Annotated in this window: 20 protein-coding genes and 1 pseudogene; 11 read left to right on the top strand and 10 right to left on the bottom strand. The window is 63.8% G+C overall.

Going from position 1 to position 22226, the window contains the following annotated elements; translation table 11 throughout:
- Window positions 1-136: 136 nt before the first annotated feature.
- Together G404_RS19220 and G404_RS19215 are read left to right on the top strand one after the other, a co-directional pair.
- Window positions 137-868, top strand: coding sequence for a M23 family metallopeptidase (locus G404_RS19220; protein WP_051280778.1), 732 nt, complete (start codon window positions 137-139; stop codon window positions 866-868).
- A 204-nt stretch (window positions 869-1072) separates the two neighbouring features.
- The gene (locus tag G404_RS19215; protein ID WP_051280760.1) at window positions 1073-2782 is read left to right on the top strand and encodes a PQQ-dependent sugar dehydrogenase; all 1710 of its coding nucleotides are present in this window, start codon (window positions 1073-1075) and stop codon (window positions 2780-2782) included.
- A 9-nt stretch (window positions 2783-2791) separates the two neighbouring features.
- On the opposite strand, the gene G404_RS0114750 is transcribed toward G404_RS19215, so the two are convergent.
- The 3 genes from G404_RS0114750 to G404_RS0114740 all read right to left on the bottom strand — a co-directional run bounded on the left by G404_RS0114750 (window position 2792) and on the right by G404_RS0114740 (window position 4301).
- Entirely contained in the window at window positions 2792-3190 is a 399-nt protein-coding gene (locus G404_RS0114750; protein ID WP_028641772.1) for a hypothetical protein, read from the bottom strand.
- Window positions 3191-3194: 4 nt separating this feature from the next.
- On the bottom strand, window positions 3195-3689 hold the full coding sequence (locus tag G404_RS0114745) for a DUF427 domain-containing protein (protein ID WP_028641771.1): 495 nt from the start codon (window positions 3687-3689) through the stop codon (window positions 3195-3197).
- Between the two features lie 159 nt (window positions 3690-3848).
- A complete protein-coding gene (locus G404_RS0114740; protein ID WP_028641770.1) occupies window positions 3849-4301 on the bottom strand; it encodes a tRNA (cytidine(34)-2'-O)-methyltransferase in 453 nt (150 codons plus the stop codon).
- 171 nt (window positions 4302-4472) lie between these two features.
- Between G404_RS0114740 and G404_RS0114735 the strand changes: the two genes are divergently transcribed.
- Together G404_RS0114735 and G404_RS0114730 are read left to right on the top strand one after the other, a co-directional pair.
- On the top strand, window positions 4473-6170 hold the full coding sequence (locus tag G404_RS0114735; RefSeq protein WP_211230793.1) for an alpha/beta hydrolase: 1698 nt from the start codon (window positions 4473-4475) through the stop codon (window positions 6168-6170).
- Window positions 6171-6250: 80 nt separating this feature from the next.
- Entirely contained in the window at window positions 6251-7042 is a 792-nt protein-coding gene (locus G404_RS0114730) for a S1/P1 nuclease (protein WP_028641768.1), read from the top strand.
- Between the two features lie 22 nt (window positions 7043-7064).
- On the opposite strand, the gene G404_RS19210 is transcribed toward G404_RS0114730, so the two are convergent.
- Complete coding sequence (locus tag G404_RS19210) at window positions 7065-7853, bottom strand: DUF2059 domain-containing protein (RefSeq protein ID WP_051280756.1); 789 nt, start codon at window positions 7851-7853, stop codon at window positions 7065-7067.
- Between the two features lie 209 nt (window positions 7854-8062).
- Between G404_RS19210 and G404_RS0114720 the strand changes: the two genes are divergently transcribed.
- Both G404_RS0114720 and G404_RS0114715 read left to right on the top strand, forming a co-directional pair.
- The gene (locus tag G404_RS0114720; RefSeq protein ID WP_028641767.1) at window positions 8063-9601 is read left to right on the top strand and encodes an acyl-CoA synthetase; all 1539 of its coding nucleotides are present in this window, start codon (window positions 8063-8065) and stop codon (window positions 9599-9601) included.
- A 22-nt stretch (window positions 9602-9623) separates the two neighbouring features.
- The gene (locus G404_RS0114715; RefSeq protein WP_028641766.1) at window positions 9624-10922 is read left to right on the top strand and encodes a cytochrome P450; all 1299 of its coding nucleotides are present in this window, start codon (window positions 9624-9626) and stop codon (window positions 10920-10922) included.
- A 71-nt stretch (window positions 10923-10993) separates the two neighbouring features.
- On the opposite strand, the gene galU is transcribed toward G404_RS0114715, so the two are convergent.
- The gene (gene galU / locus G404_RS0114710; protein WP_028641765.1) at window positions 10994-11887 is read right to left on the bottom strand and encodes a UTP--glucose-1-phosphate uridylyltransferase GalU; all 894 of its coding nucleotides are present in this window, start codon (window positions 11885-11887) and stop codon (window positions 10994-10996) included.
- 172 nt (window positions 11888-12059) lie between these two features.
- Between galU and murA the strand changes: the two genes are divergently transcribed.
- Window positions 12060-13343: a UDP-N-acetylglucosamine 1-carboxyvinyltransferase gene (gene murA, locus G404_RS0114705; protein WP_028641764.1), complete on the top strand. Its 1284-nt coding sequence runs from the start codon at window positions 12060-12062 to the stop codon at window positions 13341-13343.
- Here the strand turns inward: murA and G404_RS0114700 are convergent.
- The 3 genes from G404_RS0114700 to G404_RS0114685 form a co-directional block, all read right to left on the bottom strand.
- Window positions 13340-13582: a ribbon-helix-helix domain-containing protein gene (locus tag G404_RS0114700; RefSeq protein WP_028641763.1), complete on the bottom strand. Its 243-nt coding sequence runs from the start codon at window positions 13580-13582 to the stop codon at window positions 13340-13342. The genes murA and G404_RS0114700 overlap by 4 nt on opposite strands.
- A 9-nt stretch (window positions 13583-13591) precedes the next feature.
- Window positions 13592-14314 (bottom strand): acetoacetyl-CoA reductase, encoded by a 723-nt coding sequence (phbB, locus tag G404_RS0114695; protein ID WP_028641762.1) that lies wholly within the window; start codon window positions 14312-14314, stop codon window positions 13592-13594.
- Between the two features lie 244 nt (window positions 14315-14558).
- Window positions 14559-15350, bottom strand: coding sequence for a hypothetical protein (locus G404_RS0114685; protein WP_028641761.1), 792 nt, complete (start codon window positions 15348-15350; stop codon window positions 14559-14561).
- Between the two features lie 408 nt (window positions 15351-15758).
- Here G404_RS0114685 and G404_RS0114680 point away from each other — a divergent pair, with 408 nt between their 5' ends.
- From G404_RS0114680 to holA, 4 genes are all read left to right on the top strand, one after another.
- The gene (locus tag G404_RS0114680) at window positions 15759-16247 is read left to right on the top strand and encodes a DUF3576 domain-containing protein (RefSeq protein WP_036521598.1); all 489 of its coding nucleotides are present in this window, start codon (window positions 15759-15761) and stop codon (window positions 16245-16247) included.
- A 91-nt stretch (window positions 16248-16338) separates the two neighbouring features.
- Window positions 16339-18900: a leucine--tRNA ligase gene (leuS, locus tag G404_RS0114675; protein WP_028641759.1), complete on the top strand. Its 2562-nt coding sequence runs from the start codon at window positions 16339-16341 to the stop codon at window positions 18898-18900.
- A complete protein-coding gene (lptE, locus tag G404_RS0114670; protein WP_051280754.1) occupies window positions 18887-19435 on the top strand; it encodes an LPS assembly lipoprotein LptE in 549 nt (182 codons plus the stop codon). Before leuS ends, lptE begins: the two co-directional genes overlap by 14 nt.
- Window positions 19432-20454, top strand: a complete 1023-nt coding sequence (holA, locus tag G404_RS0114665) for a DNA polymerase III subunit delta (protein ID WP_028641757.1) — start codon at window positions 19432-19434, stop codon at window positions 20452-20454. Before lptE ends, holA begins: the two co-directional genes overlap by 4 nt.
- Before the next feature lie 584 nt (window positions 20455-21038).
- Here holA and G404_RS19205 read toward each other — a convergent pair.
- Together G404_RS19205 and G404_RS19200 are read right to left on the bottom strand one after the other, a co-directional pair.
- Window positions 21039-21905 (bottom strand): annotated as a pseudogene (locus tag G404_RS19205) (IS3 family transposase); the annotation flags it as partial.
- Window positions 21906-22092: 187 nt separating this feature from the next.
- Window positions 22093-22226: transposase (locus G404_RS19200; protein WP_036521596.1), on the bottom strand; the 134-nt coding region annotated here is incomplete at its 5' end.

Genomic DNA, 22226 nt, shown 5'->3' with positions numbered 1-22226 from the left:
CGAACGCAGCCGGAGCAGGGGTTTATACGCCCCCTGCAAGGCGGCCGGATCAACCCCGGCCCCGTCCGGAAAGGCCTTGGCCAAGCCGCAATCGCGGCAGCGGGGCGGGACAAAAGGGTACGCACAGGTCATAATGCTGGTGAACAGGTTCCTTCTTCTCGCGCTGGGCATGGCCGCTGGCCTGATCGCTCAACCGGCCCTGGCCAGCAGCGCCGCTTCGGCAGACATCACGTCGCCGCTGCGCGCCGCCGAAGCCGCCCGCAACGGCACCACCTTTGCCCCGGGCGACACCGAATTTCGCCAGCTTTTTGCCAATTGGCGCGCGCTCGACACCGGGCGTCCCTACAACGGCAGGGCATCGACCAACATCGCCGACACCGGCTCTGCCTCGATCCCGATGCTGGTACCTGTTACCACCAGCCGTTCGATGAGCAGCAATTTCGGCATGCGCGTGCACCCGGTTCTGGGTGGTTTCCGCATGCACAAAGGCGTTGACCTGCCCGCATCGACCGGCACCCCGATCCATGCCACCGCCGATGGCGTCATCGGCCGCGCCGACTGGTTTGGCGGCTATGGCCTGTGCGTCGAAATCGAACACGGTGCCAATCTCGAAACGCGCTATGGCCACATGTCGCGCATTGCCGTTGCCGAAGGGCAGCACGTGCACAAGGGCGATGTGATCGGCTATGTCGGATCGACCGGCCGTTCGACCGGCCCGCATCTGCATTACGAAGTGCGCATCGGTGGCGAAGCGGTGAACCCAGTTCCCTATCTGCAAGTGGCCGAAGCCGCGTCGGGCCAAAACCCGGTGGTCGTGCTGGCCAGCAGTGCCGCCCCGGCGCAGGCACCGCAAAGCCCCGAAGAATAAGCATTATATCCAGGCCGGAAACCGGCCGGTTCGCATTTGGGAGAGGATGCGAAAATACGAAAAGGGGCGCCCGCAACGGCGCCCCTTTTTGCGCCGGGCGACGCGCCGCCGTGTGCGGTACGATCAGCCATCTTTCGCCCGGCTGAAATCAGGCTAGAACGACCACCGTATTCCAATCCCCGGTTTGATAAGGCTGCCAGTCCCATGTCGCGTTTGCGTATCGCCCTTGTTGTCGCGCCGGCCCTGTTGGCGGGCGGTCTGGTGCTCAAATCGGCCAATGCCGCGCCCGATGGCAACGCTTGCCCCGGTGACAACGGCGGCCTTGCTCTGCCGCCCGGATTTTGTGCGACCGTGTTTGCCGACAATCTGGGGCACTCGCGGCACATGACGGTGGCGGCCGACGGCACCGTCTATGTCAACACATGGTCGGGTCGTTATTTCCGCAATGCCCCGGCTGCACCTGGCGGCGGGTTCATCGTCGCGCTGAAGGATCGCGATGGCGATGGCTATGCCGACAGCATCGAACGCTTCGGCCCGACCGAACCCAACGGCGGGCATGGCGGCACGGGGATCGCTTTGTGGCACGGCGGGCTATTCGTCGAAGAGACCGACCGGATCGTGCGCTATGCGCTGGTGCCGGGTCAGCTGGTTCCGGCAGGTGCGCCCACCACGATCCTGTCGGGCATGCCGCTCAGCGGCGATCATCCGATGCATCCCTTTGCGATCACCGCCGATGGCACGCTGCTGATCAATTCGGGATCGGCCACCAACACCTGCGAAAGCCCCAACCGCAAACCCGGCGCCAAAGGGGCTGTGCCATGCGTGGAACAGGACACCCGCGCCGGTATCTGGGCCTATCGCGCCGACCGCACCGATCAGGTGTTTTCCGCCGCAAACCGCTGGGCGACCGGCATCCGCAACACCGGCGGGATCAGCTTTGACAGCACCGGCCGCGTGTTTGGCGTGCAGCACGGGCGCGACCAGCTGAGCCAGAACTGGCCCGCGCTCTACACCACCGAACAAGGCGTCGAACGGCCCGCCGAGATCCTGTTTTCGCCCACCAAAGGCGCAGATTATGGCTGGCCCACCTGTTATTACGACGGACTGGCCGGGCGCCATGTGCTGGCGCCGGAATATGGCGGCGATGGCGGCAAGACACAGGGGCTGTGTGCCAAAGCCACCCACCCGGTTGCCGCGTTCCCTGCGCATTGGGCGCCGAACGACACCGCGATCTACAACGCCGCGGCCTTTCCCGCGGTCTATGCCCAGGGCGCGTTCATCGCGTTTCACGGATCGTGGAACCGCGCACCTGCCCCGCAGGACGGATATCTGATCGCGTTTCAGCCCTTGAAAGATGGCAAGGCCAACGGTGCCTGGATCCGCTTTGCCGACGGTTTTGCCGGCGCCTACAAGGAACCGGGGCGCGCGCTGCATCGCCCGGCCGGGCTGGCGGTGGGGCCCGATGGTGCACTGTATATTTCGGACGACGTGCGCGGACGGATCTGGCGGGTAACCTATCACGGCGCGGCGGGTGCCGCGTTGACCGCGGCACCAAAGGCTGAAACGGCCGGGGTCGAAGCTGCCGCCGCTCCGGCCGGCGCGCTGCCGCCCGGCGTCACCGCGGCGCAAGTCGCGCTGGGCCGCGCGATCTATCGCGGCGAAGCGAAAGGCGCCACCTGCACCGGCTGCCACGGTTCGGACGGACACGGCAGCATGGCCGGCGGATCGTTGATCGGCCCCGCGTTTTTGTGGAGCGACGGTTCGGTCGACGGCCTGGCGGCGACCATCGCCAAGGGCGTCGCCCAACCCAAAAAGGCCAGCGGCGCGATGCCCGCGATGGGCGGCGTGGCCTTGTCCCCGGACGATGTCCACGCGGTGGCAGCCTACGTGTGGACGCTGGGCCACACCGGATAGGGCGCGCGATCAGCCCGGTGGTGCGGCCAGACCGATCACGCGCAGCACCACCGCCTGAACCAGCATCGTGCCAAGCCACAGCGCACAGTCGAACAGCGCGCTGCGCCATGCGATTGCGTGAACCCGGTAGGATGCGATCAGCGCCGGGGCGACAAATCCGATCCAGATGACAAACGCGCTGCCCAGCGTCATCGTCCATACGCTGCCCTTGGCAGGCGCCAGGATCAGCGCGCCGGCAAGGATCGCGCAAAGCCACGCCTGCGCCACGAAGGCCGTGAACAGCGTGACCACGGCGGTGCCTGTCGTGCCCCGTCGGCGCCCGGCAAGCGCGTGTCCGGCCACGCCGAACATCAGCCCGGCGATCGCGGCCATCACAATCGCCTGTGCGTTGAGCACGATGTAGATCATCGCCCTACCATCCGAAACTGCCCGGTACGCCCTTGAACGGGCCAGCCAGGTCGCTGGTGATCCAGCCGCCGTAAAATTCGCCCGATTGCGGGATCACGGTTTCGCCATTCACACTGCAACGGTCAAACGGCGCAGCATAAAACGCGACATGATCGCGCAGGATCATGAATTTGGCGGTCGGATCGGGATAGCTCCACCCGACGTGGGGCAGCACTGTCGTGCCGATCACCACGTCCCAATAGACCGCGGCGCCTTTCCATTCGCACCGCGAACTGCCGTCGGCGCGGCGCAACAGGCCAGGCGCGATATCGTCGCGCGGGATGTAATAGCTGGGCGGATGGCTGGTTTCGAGCGTGCGTACCGCGGCGCGGGTATCGGCAACCACGATGCCGCGGTGTTCGATCACGATGCGCGCGGTCGTCGGCTCGGCAATGGCCGGGCGCGGATAGGCCCACACACTTTCCTGGCCGTGGCGTGCGGGATCAGGCCTTGGTCGCATCACCTGCTCCTTTGCTATGACGTCACCACGTGCAGCCGGGACGTGTGCCTGGCAAGTGACCTACAGGGGCGATCGACGACGATCAGCCCGGCGATCGGCCATTATGCGCTGGGGCCTGTCGACCGGCATCCACCACCCGTTCCGAACCACGGACAGAGTTCATTCCGGCAGACGCCCGGTCTGGCGCAACGCCTCGCCCAGCGCCAGACCGGCGGAGGTCGCCAGGTTCATCGATCGCACCGCGGGCCGCATCGGAATGCGCAGCCGGGCATCGCAGATGTCGGCCACCGCGCCCGGCACGCCGGCGCTTTCCTTGCCGAACAGCAGCACATCATCGGGCGCAAAGCCAAAGTCATAGGCCGATTGCTGCGCCTTGGTGCTAAACAGGACCAGCCGCCGCGCGCCGATCGTGGCGTGGAACGCAGCCCATCCGGCATGGCGGGCGATGCTGACATGGTCGATATAATCCATCGCGGTGCGGCGCACCCGGCGATCATCCCAGGCAAAGCCCATCGGCTCGATCAGATCGACGCCCGCGCCCATGCAGGCGCCCAGCCGCAGCACCGCGCCGACGTTTCCGGCAATTTCAGGTTCAAACAGGGCAATCCGCATCGGCGTTCCATGCCGTTGCTGCGCACGCGGCGCAAGCCTTCGGATCCAGGGATTTGCGCGGCCTGGCATCCGCAGGCTTGCCGGTTTGGTCCGGCCGCGCCAAGCTTGGCGCCTGCAAGAGGGGGATCATCCATGCCGTTGCGATTCGGGCCAGCCTTGTTTGCCGCCTTGTTGGCACTGCTCGTCACCACTGCCGGCCAGGCCCGCGCCGCCGAGACCTTTGCCGCAAGCTTTCCCGCAACGGCGGTGTCTACACCGCTCGATGGCAGGTTGATCCTGTTGGTCAGCCGCGACCTTAACCGCGAACCCAAAAGCCACGTCGCGCCCAATGCGCCGCTCGATGCGCCATACATGTTCGGCCAGACCGTCGATGGCTGGGCACCCGATGCCACGGTGATAATGGGTGACGGCGCCTTTGGCTGGCCCGCGCGCGCGCTGTCTGGCCTGCCAGAGGGTGATTATCTGGTGCAGGCGGTGCTCAATCGCTATGAAACCTATCACCTGGCCGACGGCCGGATTCTGAAATTGCCGCCCGATCAGGGCGAAGGCCAGCAATGGGCTTCGAAACCCGGCAATCTCTTTTCCAGGCCTGTGCGCATCCACCTCGATCCCGCGCATCCTGAAACCGTGCGTCTGGTGCTTGATCAGGTGGTGGGGCCGGTCACACCGCCTGCCGACAGCGAATTTGTGCGGCATGTGAGCATGCGCAGCGCATTGCTGTCAAAATTCTGGGGCCGCGATGTCTATATCGGCGCGCATGTGCTGCTGCCGGCGGGCTTTGCCACGCACCCCGCTGCGCATTATCCGCTGATGGTGTTCCACGGCCATTTTCCCGCAGACATTTCGGAATTCAGAACGACCCCGCCCGATCCCGACCTGGCGCCGGTCTATTCGGACAGGTTTCATCTGGCGGGGTATAACCGGATCGAACAGCAAGAGGCCTATGCGTTCTACCAGCGCTGGATTTCGGCGAAATTCCCCCGTTTCCTGGTCATCGAAATCGCCCACGCCAATCCCTATTTCGATGACAGCTATGCGGTAAACTCTGCCAATCTCGGCCCCTATGGCGATGCCATCAACACAGAGCTGATCCCCGAAATCGAAAAGCGGTTCCGGGGCCTGGCGCAGGGTTGGGCGCGATTTACCTATGGCGGCTCGACCGGCGGGTGGGAGGCGCTGGCGACCCAGGTGTTCTATCCCGACATGTACAACGGCGCCTTTGCCGCGTGCCCCGATCCGATCGATTTTCGCGCCTATACGCTGATCAATCTCTATGCCGACGACAACGCCTATGCCTTGAAAGGCGAAGCGTCGCGTGTCGAGCGGCCGGCATTTCGCAACTATCTGGGCGAAGTGACCGCAACCCAGCGCGACATGAATTACATGGAACTGGTCCAGGGCGATCACAGCCGTTCGGGCCAGCAATACGACATCTGGCAGGCGGTGTTCGGGCCGGCCGGTGCCGATGGCTATCCCCGCCCCGTGTTCGACAAGCTGACCGGAAAAATCGACCACGACACGGTGGCGTACTGGCGCGACCATTATGACCTGTCGTGGATCATTCAGCGTGACTGGGCCAGCCTTGCGCCAAAGCTGAAGGGCAAGATCCATGTCTATGTCGGCAATGGCGACAATTATTACCTGACCGACAGCGTCTATTTCGCGCAGGACCGCCTGGAATCGCTGAAGCCTGCCTATGACGGCGAAGTCGCCTATGGCGATCGCGCCGAACATTGCTGGAACGGCGATCCGACCCAGCCCAACGCCTATTCGCGGCTGCATTACAACACCCAGTATCTGCCCAAAATCCTTGACCGCATCGCCCGGTCGGCACCGCCCGGCGCCGATCTGACAAGTTGGCGGTATTGAGTGCCGCGGGCGCGCCGTTCGGCCGAAAAAACGGCGCAGCCCCACCTTGTTCCGTCACAATTGCGGGTTAAGACAACACGATGCGTATCCTTTCCTTGTTCGTGGCGGCGACGATCGTGTTCGTACCGCAGGGTCCGGCCTTTGCCTGGGGGCCAATCGGCCATCGGGTGACAGGCGCCATTGCCGAGGACAATCTGGATGGGGTGGCGCGCGCGCAGGTGCGGCTGATCCTGGGGGACGAATCGCTGGCGCAGGCATCGACCTGGCCCGATGAACAGCGCTCCGACCCGGCGCCGTTCTGGCAGAAGACCGCGTCACCCTGGCATTATGTGACAGTGCCTGCGGGCACGCCCTATTCCACCGCGCTGGCGCCGGCCGAGGGCGATGCGGTGACCGCGCTTGCCCGGTTTACCGCCACGTTGCACGATCCCCATGCCAGCCGCGAGGACAAGCAGCTGGCGCTGCGGTTCATCGTGCATATCATCGGCGATCTGCATCAGCCGCTGCATGCCGGACGGCCGGGCGATCGCGGCGGCAACGACGTAGCCGTCACCTGGTTCGGCAAGCCGACCAATCTGCACGCGGTGTGGGATTCGGCGATGATCGATGACCGGCAGTTGTCGTATTCGGAAATGGCCGGGTTCCTGAAACGCGCGATCACGCCCGCACAGGTGATCGCCTGGGACGACCCGCGTCCCGCCACATGGATCGCCGAAAGCGTGGCCTTGCGCGACACCATCTATCCCGCAGACCCGAAGCTGTCCTTCACCTATGCCTGGCAGAACCGGCAGACGATCGACACCCGCCTGTCGATGGCGGGGGTGCGTATCGCCGCCTATCTCAACCGGGTGTTCCGCACCGCCGACCGGTAATTGCCCCGGCCGGCGGGGCACGTCACTTCTTTTGCTTGGCCGCCTCTTTGTTCAGAGACGCGGCAGACACACCCAGCAGTTTGGCCAGTCTGGCGCGTTCGGCCGGGGTCATGTCGGACAATTGGCGCGGCTTGGGCAGCGCGGCGACCGCCGCTTCGACCTTTTTGACCATGTCGGGCATCGCCTTCATCAGCAGCGGCATAAAGCCCTGCATCTTGGCCATCACTTGCGGGTCCATCTGGATCACCAGCGCATTGCTGGCATAGGCATCGCCGGTGGGCGTGGCGAAAAAGCGGTTCATCTCGGTCAGCTGATCCAGCGTAAACCGGCCGGCATAGGCATGGGCCAGACCATCGCGGATGACGGGCTCGACCTGGTTCATCAGGACCAGCATTTCGTTCATCATCGCATGCGTCGCAGTCGTCATGCGCTGGTGATAGGCCGGGTCATAGATCGCCATGATCTCTTCCAGCGTGCCCTTTGGCATCTTGGCCACCTGATCGGGGCTGGCACCGCCCATCGCGGCGAGGTTGCCCAGCGGCATCTGCCCGATATTGCCCAGCATGCTGTCCATCATCTTGTCCAGCGGGCCGCTGAGGATGCGGGCATAAGTGCCCGACGGAAAGATGTGATCGATGGTGATACGCGCCGCTGCCAGCCGCGCCGGATCGACCGGCGCCGCCTCTGCGGCCACGGTTGCGGGTGCGGGTGCGGGCGGTGCCGTCTGTGCCGACGCCGCCTGTGGGCCGGCGCACAGCGCAAGTGCAGCCGCGCCCGCCAGCCCGGCCTGTAAAATTCTGTTGCTCGTCATAGCCGCCTCTCCCGGTTGCAGGGCAAGAGTGGAGCGGCCGGGCAAGGCAGGCAAGCGCCAATTTGCACCCCCGCGGTGCACTGCTGCGCGATGCCGCCAATTCCCGTTGCAATTCTTAATCGCACGGTTAAACCTTCGTGAAACAGTGCCGAAAACGGCAGACTCGCGCTGTGCCACGCGGCGCGCGCACCAACGAGAGGCCACCTGCGATGCATTTTCACCCCAGCGTCCATGCCCGCACCCACCCCGACCGGCCCGCCGTGATCATGGGATCGAGCGGCGAAGTGGTGACGTATCGTGAACTCGATGCCGCCAGCAATCGCTTTGCCCGGTTGCTGCGCGCACGCGGTGTGCAGATCGGCGATACGATCGCGCTGTGTTTCGACAACAATCCGGTGTTCTTTGCCTTGTGCTGGGGCGCGCAGCGGGCAGGCGTGATCTATGTCGCGATTTCCTCGCGCCTGACCGCACCCGAGGTTGCCTATATCGCACAGGACAGCCGCGCGCGCCTGCTGGTCAGCAACCAGGCCTTTGCCCCCCTGCTCGACGCGGTGTTACAGGCCGCGCCGCAACTGCCGCAATTGCGGCTGAACGGCCACGGCGCGCACGACCTGACTGCCGCGCTGGCAGCAATGCCGGCCGAACCGATCGCGGACGAACGCGCCGGCGTGGACATGCTCTATTCGTCGGGCACCACGGGCAAGCCCAAGGGCGTGCGGGTGCCCCTGCCCGAAGATCCCGCGATCGGCGCGGGCAATGGCCTGCTCGATCTGGCGCGCGGGGCCTTCGGGTTTCATTCCGACACCATCTATCTGTCGCCCGCACCACTCTATCACGCGGCCCCCTTGCGCTGGAGCCTGACCGTGCACCGGCTCGGCGGCACCGTGGTCTGCATGGAAAAGTTCGATCCCGAACTGGCGCTGCAACTGATCGAGCGCCATCGCGTCAGCGAAAGCCAATGGGTGCCCACCCATTTCGTGCGCCTGCTCAAACTGGACGAGGCGGTGCGGCACAAGTACGACCTGTCTTCATTGAAATGCGCGGTGCACGCCGCTGCCCCCTGCCCCGTGCCGATCAAACACGCGATGATCGACTGGTGGGGCCCGATCCTGCGCGAATATTACGCCGGCACCGAGGGCAACGGTTTTACTTTTATTTCCAGCGAGGAATGGCTGCAACGGCCGGGTTCGGTCGGGCGCGCGCTGCTGGGCATTGTGCGCGTGTGTGATGACCACGGTGACGAAGTGCCACGCGGCACCGAGGGGCAGGTGTTCTTCGAAGGCGCCAGCACCTTTTCCTATCACAACGATCCCGAAAAGACCCGCGATGCCACCAACCGGCACGGCTGGACCAGCCTGGGCGATGTCGGCTGGCAGGATGACGACGGCTATCTGTTCCTGACCGACCGCAAAAGCTTCATGATCATATCAGGGGGGGTCAATATCTATCCGCAAGAGATCGAAAACCTGCTGGTGACGCACCCCAAGGTCGCCGATGTCGCGGTGATCGGTGCGCCCGATGCAGACATGGGCGAACGCGTGGTGGCGGTGGTGCAGCCGGTGGATTTCAAGGCCGCAGGCCCTGCGCTGGCCGAGGAATTGCAGGCCTGGCTGGCACCGCAACTGAGCCGGGTAAAGATGCCGCGCCAGATCGATTTTCGCGCCGATCTGCCGCGCGAACCCACCGGCAAATTGTTCAAGCGGCTGTTGCGCGACGAATACAAGACCGCCGCAACCGCCAGCGCCTGATCCATTCAAGGACCGTCCCACCATGGCCACCACCCAAGCCCTGATCCCGCCGCACATCGGTGCCGCCGTCATCGATCCCAATGCCTATGCCGCGTGGAGCCCGCTGCTCGACCAGTTCGACTGGTTGCGCGACAACGGCCTGCGCGTTGGCAAAGTTGTCGCGCCCGATGACAGCCACGAACCGTTTTGGCACATCGCGGGTTTCGATGAGGTGATGAAGGTCAGCAAGGACAACCAGACTTATCTCAACAACCCCAAAAGCGCGGTGTTTGCGCTGCGCAGCACCGAGGCGCTGGCCAAGGCGATCACCGGGGGCAGCCCGCATCTTGTCGAATCGCTGGTGCAGATGGACGCACCCAAACATCCCAAGCTGCGCCGCCTGACCCAGGACTGGTTCATGCCCAAGAACCTGCGCAATGTTGAGGCACAGATCCGCACGATTGCCGAGGCGAGCGTGGCGCGCATGCTCGACGCCGGGGGAGAAGGCGATTTTACCAAACTGGTGTCGAGCCCATATCCGCTGCATGTCGTCATGCAGATCCTGGGCGTGCCCGAATCCGATGAACAGCGCATGCTGGTTTTGACCCAGCAGATGTTCGGCGGGCAGGATGAAGAGCTGAACCAGTCGGGCATCAAGAACCTGCCGCCAGAGATGATTACCCAGATCGTGGCGGGCGCGGTCAAGGATTTCGAAGCCTATTTCGCAGCCCTGGCCGCCGAACGCCGCAAGTGCCCGGTGGACGATCTGGCCTCGGTCATTGCCAATGGCACGATCGACGGCGCACCGATCAGCGATCGCGACACCGCCGGATATTACATCATTGCCGCCAGCGCGGGGCACGACACCACCTCGGCCTCGACCGCGGGCGCGATGCTGGCGCTGGCACAGGATCCGGCGCAGTTTGCGCTGGTCAAGGCCAACCGCGCGCTGTTGTCGGGCATTGTCGAAGAGGCGATCCGCTGGACCACCCCGGTGCAGCATTTCATGCGCACCGCCGCCACCGATAGCGAATTGGGCGGGCAGCGTATCGCCGCGGGCGACTGGCTGATGATCAACTATGTCGCGGCCAACCACGATCCGGCGCAATTTCCCGATCCGCGCCGGTTTGACGCCACGCGCGAAGCCAATCGCCACGTCGCCTTCGGCGCCGGCGCGCACCAGTGCCTGGGCCTGCACCTGGCCCGGCTGGAAATGCGCATCCTGTTCGAAGTGCTGCTAGACCGGATCGACAGGATCGAACTGGCGGGCGAACCGGCACGCGCCAAATCAACCTTTGTCGGCGGACTGAAGCGCCTGCCACTGCGGTGGAAGGCGGCCTGACGCGCATCGTTTGTTGCAAAAAACGGTGCCCGCCTGGTTGCACGATGGTCCAAGCGCCGGGTTCCCCCTGCTCAGTCCAGCGTGGCCGCTAGCCGCTTGATCAGCGCGGTCATATCGGCCGCCATGTCTTCGCGCGCCAGCGCCAGTTCGAGCGTGGCCTCGACAAAGCCGGACTTGCTGCCGCAATCATACCGGCGCCCGGCAAATGTCACCGCGTGAAACGGCTGGTGGCCGATCATCCGCGCCATGGCATCGGTCAACTGGATCTCGCCACCGGCGCCCTTGCCTTGGCCCTCGAGTGTGCGCATGACTTCGGGTTGCAGGATATAGCGGCCCGAAATGATCAGGTTTGATGGGGCGTCTTCCAGCCGCGGCTTTTCGACCAGACCCAGCACCTCGGTCAGGCCATGCGCCACCTGCGCGCCCGGCTGGATCACGCCATAGCTCGACACATCTTCGCGCGGCACTTCGAGCACCGAAATCACATTGCCGCCAACCCGGTTATAGGCCTCGACCATCTGCTTCATGCAGCCGGGCACGCCGATCATCAGTTCGTCGGGCAGGAAAATGGCAAAGGGTTCATCGCCGACAATCGCGCGGGCGCACCAGATGGCATGCCCCAGCCCCAGCGGCACCTGCTGGCGCACGGTCACCAGATTGCCCGGCTGGATGCGCGTTGCGTCGAGCACGTCAAGCTGTTTGCCGCGCCCGCTCATCGTCGCTTCAAGCTCGAAGGCCGTGTCGAAATGTTCGACGATCGAAACTTTGCCGCGCCCGGTCACGAAGATCAGCTGTTCAATGCCCGCCTCGCGCGCCTCGTCCACCGCATACTGGATCAACGGGCGATCGATGATCGGCAGCATTTCCTTGGGGATGGCCTTGGTCGCGGGCAGAAAGCGGGTGCCCAGTCCGGCGACAGGGAATACCGCCTTGCGGATGGGCTTGCGGTTGGTCGCGTCAGTCATGCCCGATGATACCCCTGGAAATGTTGCGGGCTCGTTATGCGACGGCAAACTTGTGATGCAACATCTGTTTTGTGCCTGTTTTGGTTTGATTACCCGCCTCGGCTGCGATTTCCTTGATGGCGACACGCCACGCCGATATTGCGCCGCCGTCAAATCTCGGTAAATCGCGCCGATGGACAAGATCATCATTCGTGGCGGCCACCGCCTTTCGGGCACCGTGCCGGTTTCGGGCGCCAAGAACGCAGCGCTGACCCTGCTGCCCTGCGCGCTGCTGACCGACGAGCCGCTGACGCTGCGCAATCTGCCGCGGCTGGCGGATATCGACAGCTTTCAACACCTGCTCAACCAGTTCGGGGTATCGACCTCGATCGCCGGCGCGCGGCCCGAGGATTTCGGCCGGGTCATGACTTTGCAGGCCACCCGCCTGACTTCGACCGTGGCGCCCTATGACCTGGTGCGCAAGATGCGCGCTTCGATCCTGGTGCTGGGGCCGATGCTGGCGCGCGCGGGCGAAGCGACGGTGTCCTTGCCCGGTGGCTGTGCGATCGGCAATCGCCCGATCGACCTGCATCTGAAAGCGCTGGAAGCATTTGGCGCGATCATCGAACTGGCGGCCGGCTATGTGCGTGCGCATGCCCCTGATGGCGGATTGCCCGGCGGGTCGTACACCTTTCCGGTGGTGTCGGTCGGCGCCACCGAAAACGCGCTGATGGCAGCGGTGCTGGCCAACGGCACGTCGTTGCTGCACAATGCCGCGCGCGAACCCGAAATCGTCGATTTGTGCAATCTGCTGGTGGCGATGGGTGCCCAGATCGAAGGTATCGGATCGTCCGATCTGATTATCCACGGGGTGCCGCGCCTGCACGGGGCGACCTATATGGTCATGCCCGATCGCATCGAGGCCGGTTCTTATGCCTGTGCCGCGGCGATCACCGGCGGCGAAGTCACGCTCGCGGGTGCGCGGATCGATGACATGGCGGCCACGATCCAGGCGCTGACCGAGGCGGGGGTGCATGTCGAAGCGACGCGCGCAGGCGTTCATGTTGCCGCCAATGGCCCGTTGCGCCCCGTCACCTTGTCCACCGCGCCTTACCCGGGCTTTGCCACCGACATGCAGGCGCAGCTGATGGCGATGCTGTGCATGGCCAAGGGATCCTCGGTGTTGACCGAAACGATCTTTGAAAACCGCTACATGCATGTGCCCGAACTGAACCGCATGGGCGCGCATATCGATGCCAAGGGGCGGACCGCGATTGTCCACGGGGTTGACCGCATGGCCGGCGCCGATGTCATGGCCACCGACCTGCGCGCTTCGATGAGCCTGATCATCGCCGGGCTTGCCGCCGAAGGCGAAACCCGTGTTCACCGCGTCTATCACCTTGACCGGGGCTATGAACGGCTTGAGGAAAAGCTGGTGCTGCTGGGCGCAGACGTGGAACGCACCGGCGGGGATTAATCCCCCGCCGGCAGGGCGCGTGCCGCCAGCCACAGGCGGATGGCGCCGGCCAGGCCAGGCGGCGTTGCGGCCTTGATCCGTTCGGCGTCGATGCGCGCGACCAGCGCATTGATCGGCACCCCCTGTTCGACGGCGGCCGCACGCAGCCAGTCCCAGAACAGCGGTTCAAGACTGATCGACGTCTTGTGCCCGGCGATCTCGACCGAGCGCTTGACCGGGGGGTGGAACAGATCCGGCATTGCGGCCACTCAGTACATGTGCTGCCCGCCGTTGATCGACATGGTCGAGCCGGTCACAAAACCGGCCTCCTCCGAAGTCAGAAACGCAACGCCGCGTGCGATTTCGTCTGCTTCGCCAAGCCGTCCGACCGGAATTTTCGCGACGATCTTGTCCAGCACCGGCGCGGGCACCGCCGCGACCATATCGGTGTCGATATAACCCGGCGCGATGGCGTTGACGGTCACGCCGTATTTCGCGCCTTCCTGCGCCAGCGCCTTGGTAAAGCCATGGATGCCCGATTTGGCTGCGGCATAGTTGACCTGGCCATATTGCCCGGCCTGGCCGTTGATCGATCCGATATTGACGATGCGGCCCCAGCCGCGTTCGCGCATGCCTGAAAACGTGGCTTTGGCCATATTGAAGCAGCCCCCCAGATTCACGCGCATGACTTCGTTCCAGTCGTCAAAGCTCATCCGGTGCAGCACGCCATCGCGGGTGATCCCGGCGTTGTTGACGACGATGTCGATGGGCCCGTGCGTCTCGGCAACGGCTGTCACCGCGGCCAGTGTCGCTTCATGATCGCCTACGTCCCAGCGCGCGGTGGGAATGCCGGTGGCCTCGGTAAAGGCGCGGGCCCGCGCCGCGTTCCCGGTATAGTTCGCCACCACGGTGCGCCCCTGGGCATGAAGCGCGATGCTGATCGCCGCACCAATCCCACGTGTCCCACCCGTCACAATCGCCACACGCGCCATGTCAGATCCTTTCCCCGATCGATTGTGCCCGGTTCGACACCGCAACAGGCTACGACCATGCCGGTGTTGCGGCAAGCCACGCCCAAACCCTTGGGGCAACTATACGAATGCGGCAATGCGCGCTTTGGTCGAGATCAATTCCGGACAGGCAAAAAACGCCGCCACGGGGACAGCATTGCACGACACGGTGCACATCTATCCGGCGCTGGCGTGAAAAAATGTGTCCGCAGCACGACGGACGCGGTCAGAACCGGATCTGGGTTCCGACGTAGATCGCCTGGCTGTCCTGGCGATGGTCTGTCAATGCACGCAGGCGTTCGCGATCCGAGGCATAGCGCAAGCCCGCCGTGACATCGAGATTGCCCACCAGGCGATAGCTGCCGCCCATCTTGACCTGATAATCGCTTTGCGTGCCCAATGTGCGCGGGGTACGGCCAGGCGCCGATTGTTCATCGAGCGCGATATCGGGCGAAAGCCGCGGCGAAGACGATACCGAGGCCGAAGCAGTGCCCGTCGTGGCAAGCGAGAACGCGCGCAATTCGCTGCCGTCGCGGGCCAGATCGTGCACCGGGCTGTTGGCCGGCAGCGCAAAGCTCTGGTATCCGCGCGCCAGACCCAGGTTATAGGCAACAGGCGTGATCCGCACTGCGGCAAAGCCCGCACCGGGTTCGGCTTGCGGGGCGCGCGATGCGATCAGACGACCGTGCAGATCGGGAACGCGCACCGCCACGGTAACCGACCGATCACGGCGGTTGTCCATCCCCGCAGGGGTAAACCGGAACAGATGACCGTGCGACAACGCTTGCAAGGAACTTTGCCCGATCAGTCGCGGATCAACCGAGGCCGGGGTAAATGAACCCAGCGCGCCGCGCGCGGCCAGACTGACCGACAGCGATTCGCCATGACTGGCAAAAGCCTTGACCACCGTGGGCGCCACAATCGCCGAAGCCAGAACACAAACCGCGCTGATGACGGGCGCGCGCAAAAACCGGCGGAACCCGCCGTTTTTCCCCGCTTTGCCGCCTGCTGCACGCATTGTATCCTGCTCACCCTGCGATGTTGCGCCCGCGTTCCGGCCCGATCCCGCAAATGGTTGCCAGACAAGGCCGATCCGCCCCAGGCGCACCGTTTCGAATCTGTATATAGTCTTAAAGCCGGTATGTTTCCAGTTCTGTGCGCATGGCGTGGCGGTTCGTGTCGCCACTGTTGCAGCCAGTCCACAGCCGGCTCGATCCGTCACTTGCCGCAATGCGCTTGCCGCGATGCGCGACAGGGTGTTAGAGGCCAATTCAGGAACGGCCAGGTGCCGCCCTTGCCCCGGTGATCGTGTGCGTCGTGCGCCCGGTTCACCGCAAAGGGCAGGCGCATCTTGGCCCGTTTGCGGTTTATGGCCGGCCTTCGCAGTTCTCTGCAAGCGCCGCACCAGCGAAGGACAGGATTGACAGTGACGTTGAGCGCCAGCCCCAAGACCCTCGGTTCCACCGCATCGACCGCGCTGCGCGGTCTGGTTATCGGTGCGCTTGTCGTTTCGCTTGGCGCCTGCGCTCATCACGATCGGCACAAGAAGAAGCTGCGCGAAGCTGCGGTCCTTGCCCCCAGCAAGGTGACCCAGATCGGCGTCAACGCCTATCTGTGGCGCGCCTCGCTCGATACGCTGTCGTTCATGCCGCTGCTGCAGACCGACAGCAATGGCGGGGTGATCGTGACCGACTGGTACGCCAACCCGAAGAATCCGGGCGAACGCATGAAAGTGACGGTGTCGATCCTCGATCAGGATCTGCGCGCCGATGCAGTGCGCGTTGCCGCCAGCCGGCAGGTGCTGCAGGGTTCGGTGTGGGTCGATGCCCCGGTCGAAGCCGCCACCGTGCAGAAACTGGAAGACGTGATCCTGACCCGCGCGCGCGACCTGCGCCGCAAGACGATCCGAGGCTAAGCGCGCGCGCCTCAACACCGCAATGCCGGACCATTATCAACCGGGAACGCCCCGGTTGCGTCCTGACGCACGTCTCGCGTAGAGGGTTGTAATGACTTCAGACCGTTTTGATCCGGCCAGCGCCGATCTCCGCTGGCAAAAAGCCTGGGACGACGCCCAGACCTTTCGCGCCGACGATGCCTCGGCCAAGCCGCGCAGCTATGTGCTGGAAATGTTTCCCTATCCTTCGGGGCGCATTCACATCGGGCATGTGCGCAATTACACGATGGGCGATGTGCTGGCCCGCTACAAGCGGATGATCGGCCACGAAGTGCTGCACCCGATGGGGTGGGACGCCTTCGGCATGCCCGCGGAAAACGCCGCGATGGAAAAGGGCGTCCACCCCGGCGGCTGGACCCGAGACAATATCGCCAACATGAAGGCGCAGCTCAAACGGCTGGGCTTCGCGCTCGACTGGAGCCGCGAACTCGCCACGTGCGATCCCGACTATTACGGGCAGGAACAGGCGCTGTTCCTCGACCTTTATGCCGCAGGCCTGGTCTATCGCCGCGAATCGGCGGTGAACTGGGACCCGGTCGACCAGACCGTGCTGGCCAACGAACAGGTCATCGACGGGCGCGGCTGGCGTTCGGGCGCGCTGGTGGAAAAGCGCAAGCTGAACCAGTGGTTCCTGAAAATCACGCAATTTGCCGATGAACTGCTGAGCGGCCTTGGCGCGCTCGACAAGTGGCCCGAAAAAGTTCGCCTGATGCAGGAAAACTGGATCGGCAAATCGCAAGGGCTGCAATTCAGCTTTGCCCCGCTGGCGCCGCTGCAAGACCCGATCGCGGTCTATTCCACGCGCCCCGACACGATCTTTGGCGCAAGCTTTGTCGCCATCGCCGCCGATCATCCGGTTGCGCAAGCCCTGGCCGCCTCCAATGCCGAGGCAGCCGCCTTCATCGCGCTGTGCAAGCAGGGCGGGACCACCGCGGCCGAGCTGGAAACCGCCGAAAAGCTGGGCTTTGACACCGGCTTTGAAGTGCTGCATCCGTTTGACAGCGGCTGGACGCTGCCGGTCTACATCGCCAATTTCGTGCTGATGGACTATGGCACCGGTGCGGTCATGGGCGTGCCGGGGCACGACCAGCGCGATTTCGAATTTGCCACCAAATATGGCCTGGCCATTACCCGGGTCGTCGCACCCTGCGCGCAGGAGGCCGACCGGCCGTTCGCCGGCGAAGCCGAAACCGGCGATGGCATCTTGGTCAATTCGCGGTTCCTCGATGGCCTGGGCGTAAACGAGGCCAAGGCGCTGGTGATCGCGCGTGCCGAAGCCGCAGGCTGGGGCCAGGGCAAGACCGTTTGGCGGCTGCGCGACTGGGGCGTTTCGCGCCAGCGGTATTGGGGCACGCCGATTCCGTTTGTGCATTGCGAAGTGTGCGGCGTGGTGCCGGTGCCCAAAAAGCAGCTGCCCGTGGTGTTGCCCGACGATGTCGATTTTTCGGTGCCGGGCAATCCGCTTGCCCGCCACCCCACGTGGAAACATGTGCCCTGCCCGCAATGCGGCGTGCCCGCGCGGCGCGAGACCGACACGCTCGACACGTTCGTCGATTCGTCGTGGTATTTCCTGCGCTTTGCCAGCCAGCCCGCCGATCGTCCGTTTGATCCGGCGGTGGTGGCGCAATGGCTGCCGGTAGAACAGTATATCGGCGGGATCGAACATGCGATCCTGCACTTGCTCTATGCCCGGTTCTGGACCCGCGCGCTTGCGCATATCGGCCTGATCGACCTGACCGAACCGTTTGCCAGCCTGTTTACCCAGGGCATGGTCACGCACGAGACCTACGAGCGACTGAAACTGCACACCGCAGCCGATGGGTCGACATCGTCGGTTACCGAATACTTCTCGCCCGCCGACGTGGAGCGAAGCGACGGACAGGTGTTCGTCAAAGGCACCGATCAGCCGCTCAGGATCGGCCGCGTGATCAAGATGTCGAAGTCGAAGAAGAACGTGGTTGATCCCGACGACATCGTGGCGCGCCACGGTGCCGATGCGATCCGCTGGTTCATGCTGTCTGACAGCCCGCCCGAACGCGATTTGCCATGGTCCGAGGCTGGCATCGAAGGCTGCGCACGCTTTGTTCAGCGGCTGTGGCGCCTGTTTGCCCATTATGATGCCAGCGCCACTGGTGAAGACACGGCGCTGGCGCGCAAGACACACCAGACAGTGCACGCGGTCGCCGCCGATATCGAAGCCTTGAGCTTCAACAAGGCCGTCGCGCGGATCTACGAACTGACCGGTGCAACCGAAAAGGCCGCCTCATCTGCCGATCGCACCCGCGCGATCCATACCATCCTGCTGCTCGTCGCACCGATGATGCCGCACCTGGCCGAAGAGGCCTGGGCAACCATCCGCACCGCATCGGGCGGGCTGATTGCCGATGCCGCGTGGCCGGCTGTCGATCCGGCACTGCTCATCGATGACGAGGTCACCGTTGCGGTGCAGGTCAAGGGCAAGCTGCGCGACACGCTGACGGTTGCCAAGGGCACGTCGCGCGAAGACCTGGAACAGCTGGCCCTGGCATCGGAAAAAGTGCAGCGTGCGCTTGACGGGGCGGCTGTGAAGAAAGTGATCGTTGTGCCCGACCGGCTGGTCAATGTTGTCGCCTGATCCGCGCATCCTGCGCCGCGCCGCGCTGGTGGCGCTGGCTTGCGGCATGGTCAGCGCCATCGGGCTGGTGTCGGGCTGCGGGCTTCAGCCGCTCTATGCCGGCGGCAGTGCGGGCGTGGTTGCGCGCGATGTCGGCGCGGTCACTGTGTCATCGATCGAAGGCAAGGCCGGCTATCTGGTGCACAGCGCCCTGACCGACCGGTTGGGCGAGGCCGCGCGCACCACCGCGCGCTATCGGCTCGACGTGCGGCTGGATGAAAAGCTGACGGGAATGATCGTCACGCCCGACAACGCGGTCAGCCGCGAACGCAGTGTGATGCGCGCGCGCTACCAGCTTGTCGATCTGTCGACCGGCGCGATCCTGCTCGATGCCACGGCCGATGCCGATGCCGGCATCGATATCGTATCGAGCGAATATGCCGTGATCGCGGCCGAACAGACCGCGCAGGAAAACCTGGCCCGCGACATTGCCAACCAGATCGTGACCCGGATCGCCACGCGGCTGCGACAGGGAGCTTCCGGGCCGCACCCATGAAGGCCACGCAAAAGACCTTTGCCGGGATGCTGGGTCGTGTGCTGCAACAGGCCAGGGTGTTCTATTTCTGCGGCGCGGATGAGGCCGGGGCGGCCGATGCGGCGGCGCTGGTTGCGGCGCGGTTGGGCGCTGCCGAACGCCAGGACTTCACCGGCGCAGACCTGAAACGTGATCCGATCCGGCTGGCGGACGAGGCTCGTTCGACATCGCTGTTTGGCGACAAGCGCCTGATTGTCGTCACGATGTCGGGCGACGAGGCCTACGAGGCGATCGCAACGCTGATTGCCGATCCCGTAGCCGGGTGGCCGGTGCTGGTCATCGCCAGCGGTGCCACCGACAAGTCGCGCGTGGCCAAGCTGCTCGCCGATCGCGATGATGCGCTGGTCAGCGTGTTCTATCCGCCCGACTTGCGCAGTGCGAGTGAGGCCGTGCGCACAATGGCCGATGCGGCCGGCGTTCGGCTGGGCGGTGCCATGGTGGAAACCATCGCGCTGGCCGCCGGGCTCGACACCCGCATCGTGCGCAGTGAAATCGACAAGCTGGCGCTCTATCTCGATGCCAGCCCCGAAAGCCCGCGCACTGCGACTCCCGCCGATCTCGCGGCCATAGGCACCGCCACCATCGATGACAGCATGGGACCGCTGGTCAATGCTGCACTGGGTGGGATGGTCGACCGGCTTGGCGATGAATTGGGTCGGCTGGCCTCGGGCGATATCAATCCGGTCGGGCTGCTGCTGGCTTTCGAACGCCGCGCGGTGCAACTGGCGCAATTGGCGGCCCGGGCTGGCACGGGCGGCAATCTGAACGGCTTTCTTGATGCCGAAATTCAGGCACGTCGCGTGTTCTTTCGCGACAAGCCCGATCTCATGGTGCAGTTGCACAAATGGCGGGGTGCAAAGCTTGAACGACTGCTGAATCGGCTGGCACTGCTGCACCGCGCCCTGCTGTCCGATAGTAATAGTGCCCAGTTGCGAATGAGACAGGCGATCGTCGAAATTACCCGGGTTTCGGCCCGTTAGCTGTGTAGCCTGGCGACAAGATGGTTTATTATTCGCGCTGAATTCTGAAGAGAACGATATATTTTGCGCTATGCTTGGCAATGGCGTCGGGCATAGCCCGCATCTCCTTGCACGAGTGCGCACCTCCGATCGGTCATATCACATTGAGATTATTTCCATTTTTTGCCAGGATCGACGTTATAATGCGATGGTTCATGCTTGATTGAAGGATACTCTTGAGGCATTTTCGACCATGTGGGTTCACACAGCTACTTGGAGTATGCCTTTGGCCATTGCAGCAAAAAGGAATGGTACGCTCCCAACTTGGGTCCTGTGGGCGGGGATAAGTAGCGCGTGCGCGCTTGTGTTAGGCTTTCGGGCTGTCGTGCCTGTGCGCTTTTGGTTGCCTGTGATTTCTATCGGGCTGGTGGCAGTCATGTGGACAGTCTTCGTGATTGTTTTCAGGTTGCTGATGGCGTTTGGTAACAGCGCGCGCGTCGAGATCGCGAAACTTGAAGTCCAGAAGGCGGCAATAAGTCTTAGAGTTGACGCTCTCAATGCGGAAATGAAGCGTCCCGGGTTTCCTGGAGGCTATTTGGTTTGAGTCATGCGACCATATCGAGGTTCTCAATGGCTGCATAGTAATTGGCTTCGGCCTCGGCGGGTGGGATGTATCCGATTGGGCCGAACAGGCGATGGTTGTTGAACCAGTCGACCCAGCGCAGGGTTGCCATCTCGACTGCCGATGCCGTCGGCCACGATCGTTGCCGCCAGATCACCTCGGCTTTGTAGAGGCCGTTGATCGTCTCGGCCAAGGCGTTGTCATAACTGTCGCCGACGCTGCCAACAGATGGCACCAGTTTGGCCTCGGCCAGGCGCTGGGTGTAGTTCATGGCGAGGTATTGCACACCCCGGTCGCTGTGGTGGATCAGGCCGTCTTCAGGTCCGGGCCTACGGGCATGAATTGCCTGTTCCAAGGCGTCCAGGACGAAACTGGCTGTGGGTGCCGTGCTGACTTTCCAACCAACAATCCGCCGGGCGTAGGCATCGATCACAAACGCCACATATACAAAGCCCGCCCAGGTGTGGACGTAGGTAAAATCGACCACCCACAGCGCGTTGGGCCGGCTGACCCGGAATTTGCGGTTCACCTTGTCGAGCGGGCATGCAGCGTTCGGATTGCTGACGGTTGTAATCGTTGTCTTTCCGCGCCTTACCCCTGCCAAGCCCATGGTCCGCATTAGCCGCTCGACCGTGCACTTGGCCACTTTGTTTCCCTCGCGGAGCATCTGACGCCAGACCTTGCGCGTGCCATAGAGACCCGAGCTGGCTTCATGGACTTGACCGATCTGCTGCTTGATCTCGTCATCGCGCCGGGCACGGGCCGACCGTTTGGCGGGGTCGGCAAGCCGGGCGGCGTGTTCGTGGTACGACGAAGGGGCGACCGCCAGTTCGCGGCAGATCGGCTCGATACGGCAGTGTCAGGAATTTCGTGTGCGGGGTGGCGGTTGAACATCAGGCCGCCATGGCCCGAACGAAACGATCGCCGAACATGACGGCGAATTGAGCTTTAGCCATAGTCCATTCTCGTGCTGGCATCAGTGACGCTACATTACTTCATTAAGCAATATCGCAAGACCTAGGCTCAGGACTCATTGATCACAACCAGAAGATCACGGTTGCGGCGATGCAGATAGCGGACATGAAGGTGTGGGCGCATCTATCGTAACGGGTGTGGATGCGGCGCCAGTCCTTCAGTTTGCCGAACATGTTTTCGATTTTGTGGCGTTGAC

It is taken from the genome of Novosphingobium acidiphilum DSM 19966, from assembly GCF_000429005.1.
GTDB classification, from domain to species: Bacteria; Pseudomonadota; Alphaproteobacteria; order Sphingomonadales; family Sphingomonadaceae; genus Novosphingobium; species Novosphingobium acidiphilum.
This window is presented reverse-complemented; position numbering and strand designations above follow the sequence as displayed.

What these genes read in the sequence shown, in the direction of transcription:
- G404_RS19215 (WP_051280760.1), top strand. Translation starts at nt 1,073, where the DNA reads ATGTCGCGTTTGCGTATCGCCCTTGTTGTCGCGCCGGCCCTGTTGGCG.
- G404_RS0114750 (WP_028641772.1), bottom strand. Translation starts at nt 3,190, where the DNA reads ATGATCTACATCGTGCTCAACGCACAGGCGATTGTGATGGCCGCGATC.
- G404_RS0114745 (WP_028641771.1), bottom strand. Translation starts at nt 3,689, where the DNA reads ATGCGACCAAGGCCTGATCCCGCACGCCACGGCCAGGAAAGTGTGTGG.
- G404_RS0114740 (WP_028641770.1), bottom strand. Translation starts at nt 4,301, where the DNA reads ATGCGGATTGCCCTGTTTGAACCTGAAATTGCCGGAAACGTCGGCGCG.
- G404_RS0114730 (WP_028641768.1), top strand. Translation starts at nt 6,251, where the DNA reads ATGCGTATCCTTTCCTTGTTCGTGGCGGCGACGATCGTGTTCGTACCG.
- G404_RS19210 (WP_051280756.1), bottom strand. Translation starts at nt 7,853, where the DNA reads ATGACGAGCAACAGAATTTTACAGGCCGGGCTGGCGGGCGCGGCTGCA.
- G404_RS0114720 (WP_028641767.1), top strand. Translation starts at nt 8,063, where the DNA reads ATGCATTTTCACCCCAGCGTCCATGCCCGCACCCACCCCGACCGGCCC.
- G404_RS0114715 (WP_028641766.1), top strand. Translation starts at nt 9,624, where the DNA reads ATGGCCACCACCCAAGCCCTGATCCCGCCGCACATCGGTGCCGCCGTC.
- galU (WP_028641765.1), bottom strand. Translation starts at nt 11,887, where the DNA reads ATGACTGACGCGACCAACCGCAAGCCCATCCGCAAGGCGGTATTCCCT.
- murA (WP_028641764.1), top strand. Translation starts at nt 12,060, where the DNA reads ATGGACAAGATCATCATTCGTGGCGGCCACCGCCTTTCGGGCACCGTG.
- G404_RS0114700 (WP_028641763.1), bottom strand. Translation starts at nt 13,582, where the DNA reads ATGCCGGATCTGTTCCACCCCCCGGTCAAGCGCTCGGTCGAGATCGCC.
- phbB (WP_028641762.1), bottom strand. Translation starts at nt 14,314, where the DNA reads ATGGCGCGTGTGGCGATTGTGACGGGTGGGACACGTGGGATTGGTGCG.
- G404_RS0114685 (WP_028641761.1), bottom strand. Translation starts at nt 15,350, where the DNA reads ATGCGTGCAGCAGGCGGCAAAGCGGGGAAAAACGGCGGGTTCCGCCGG.
- leuS (WP_028641759.1), top strand. Translation starts at nt 16,339, where the DNA reads ATGACTTCAGACCGTTTTGATCCGGCCAGCGCCGATCTCCGCTGGCAA.
- lptE (WP_051280754.1), top strand. Translation starts at nt 18,887, where the DNA reads ATGTTGTCGCCTGATCCGCGCATCCTGCGCCGCGCCGCGCTGGTGGCG.
- holA (WP_028641757.1), top strand. Translation starts at nt 19,432, where the DNA reads ATGAAGGCCACGCAAAAGACCTTTGCCGGGATGCTGGGTCGTGTGCTG.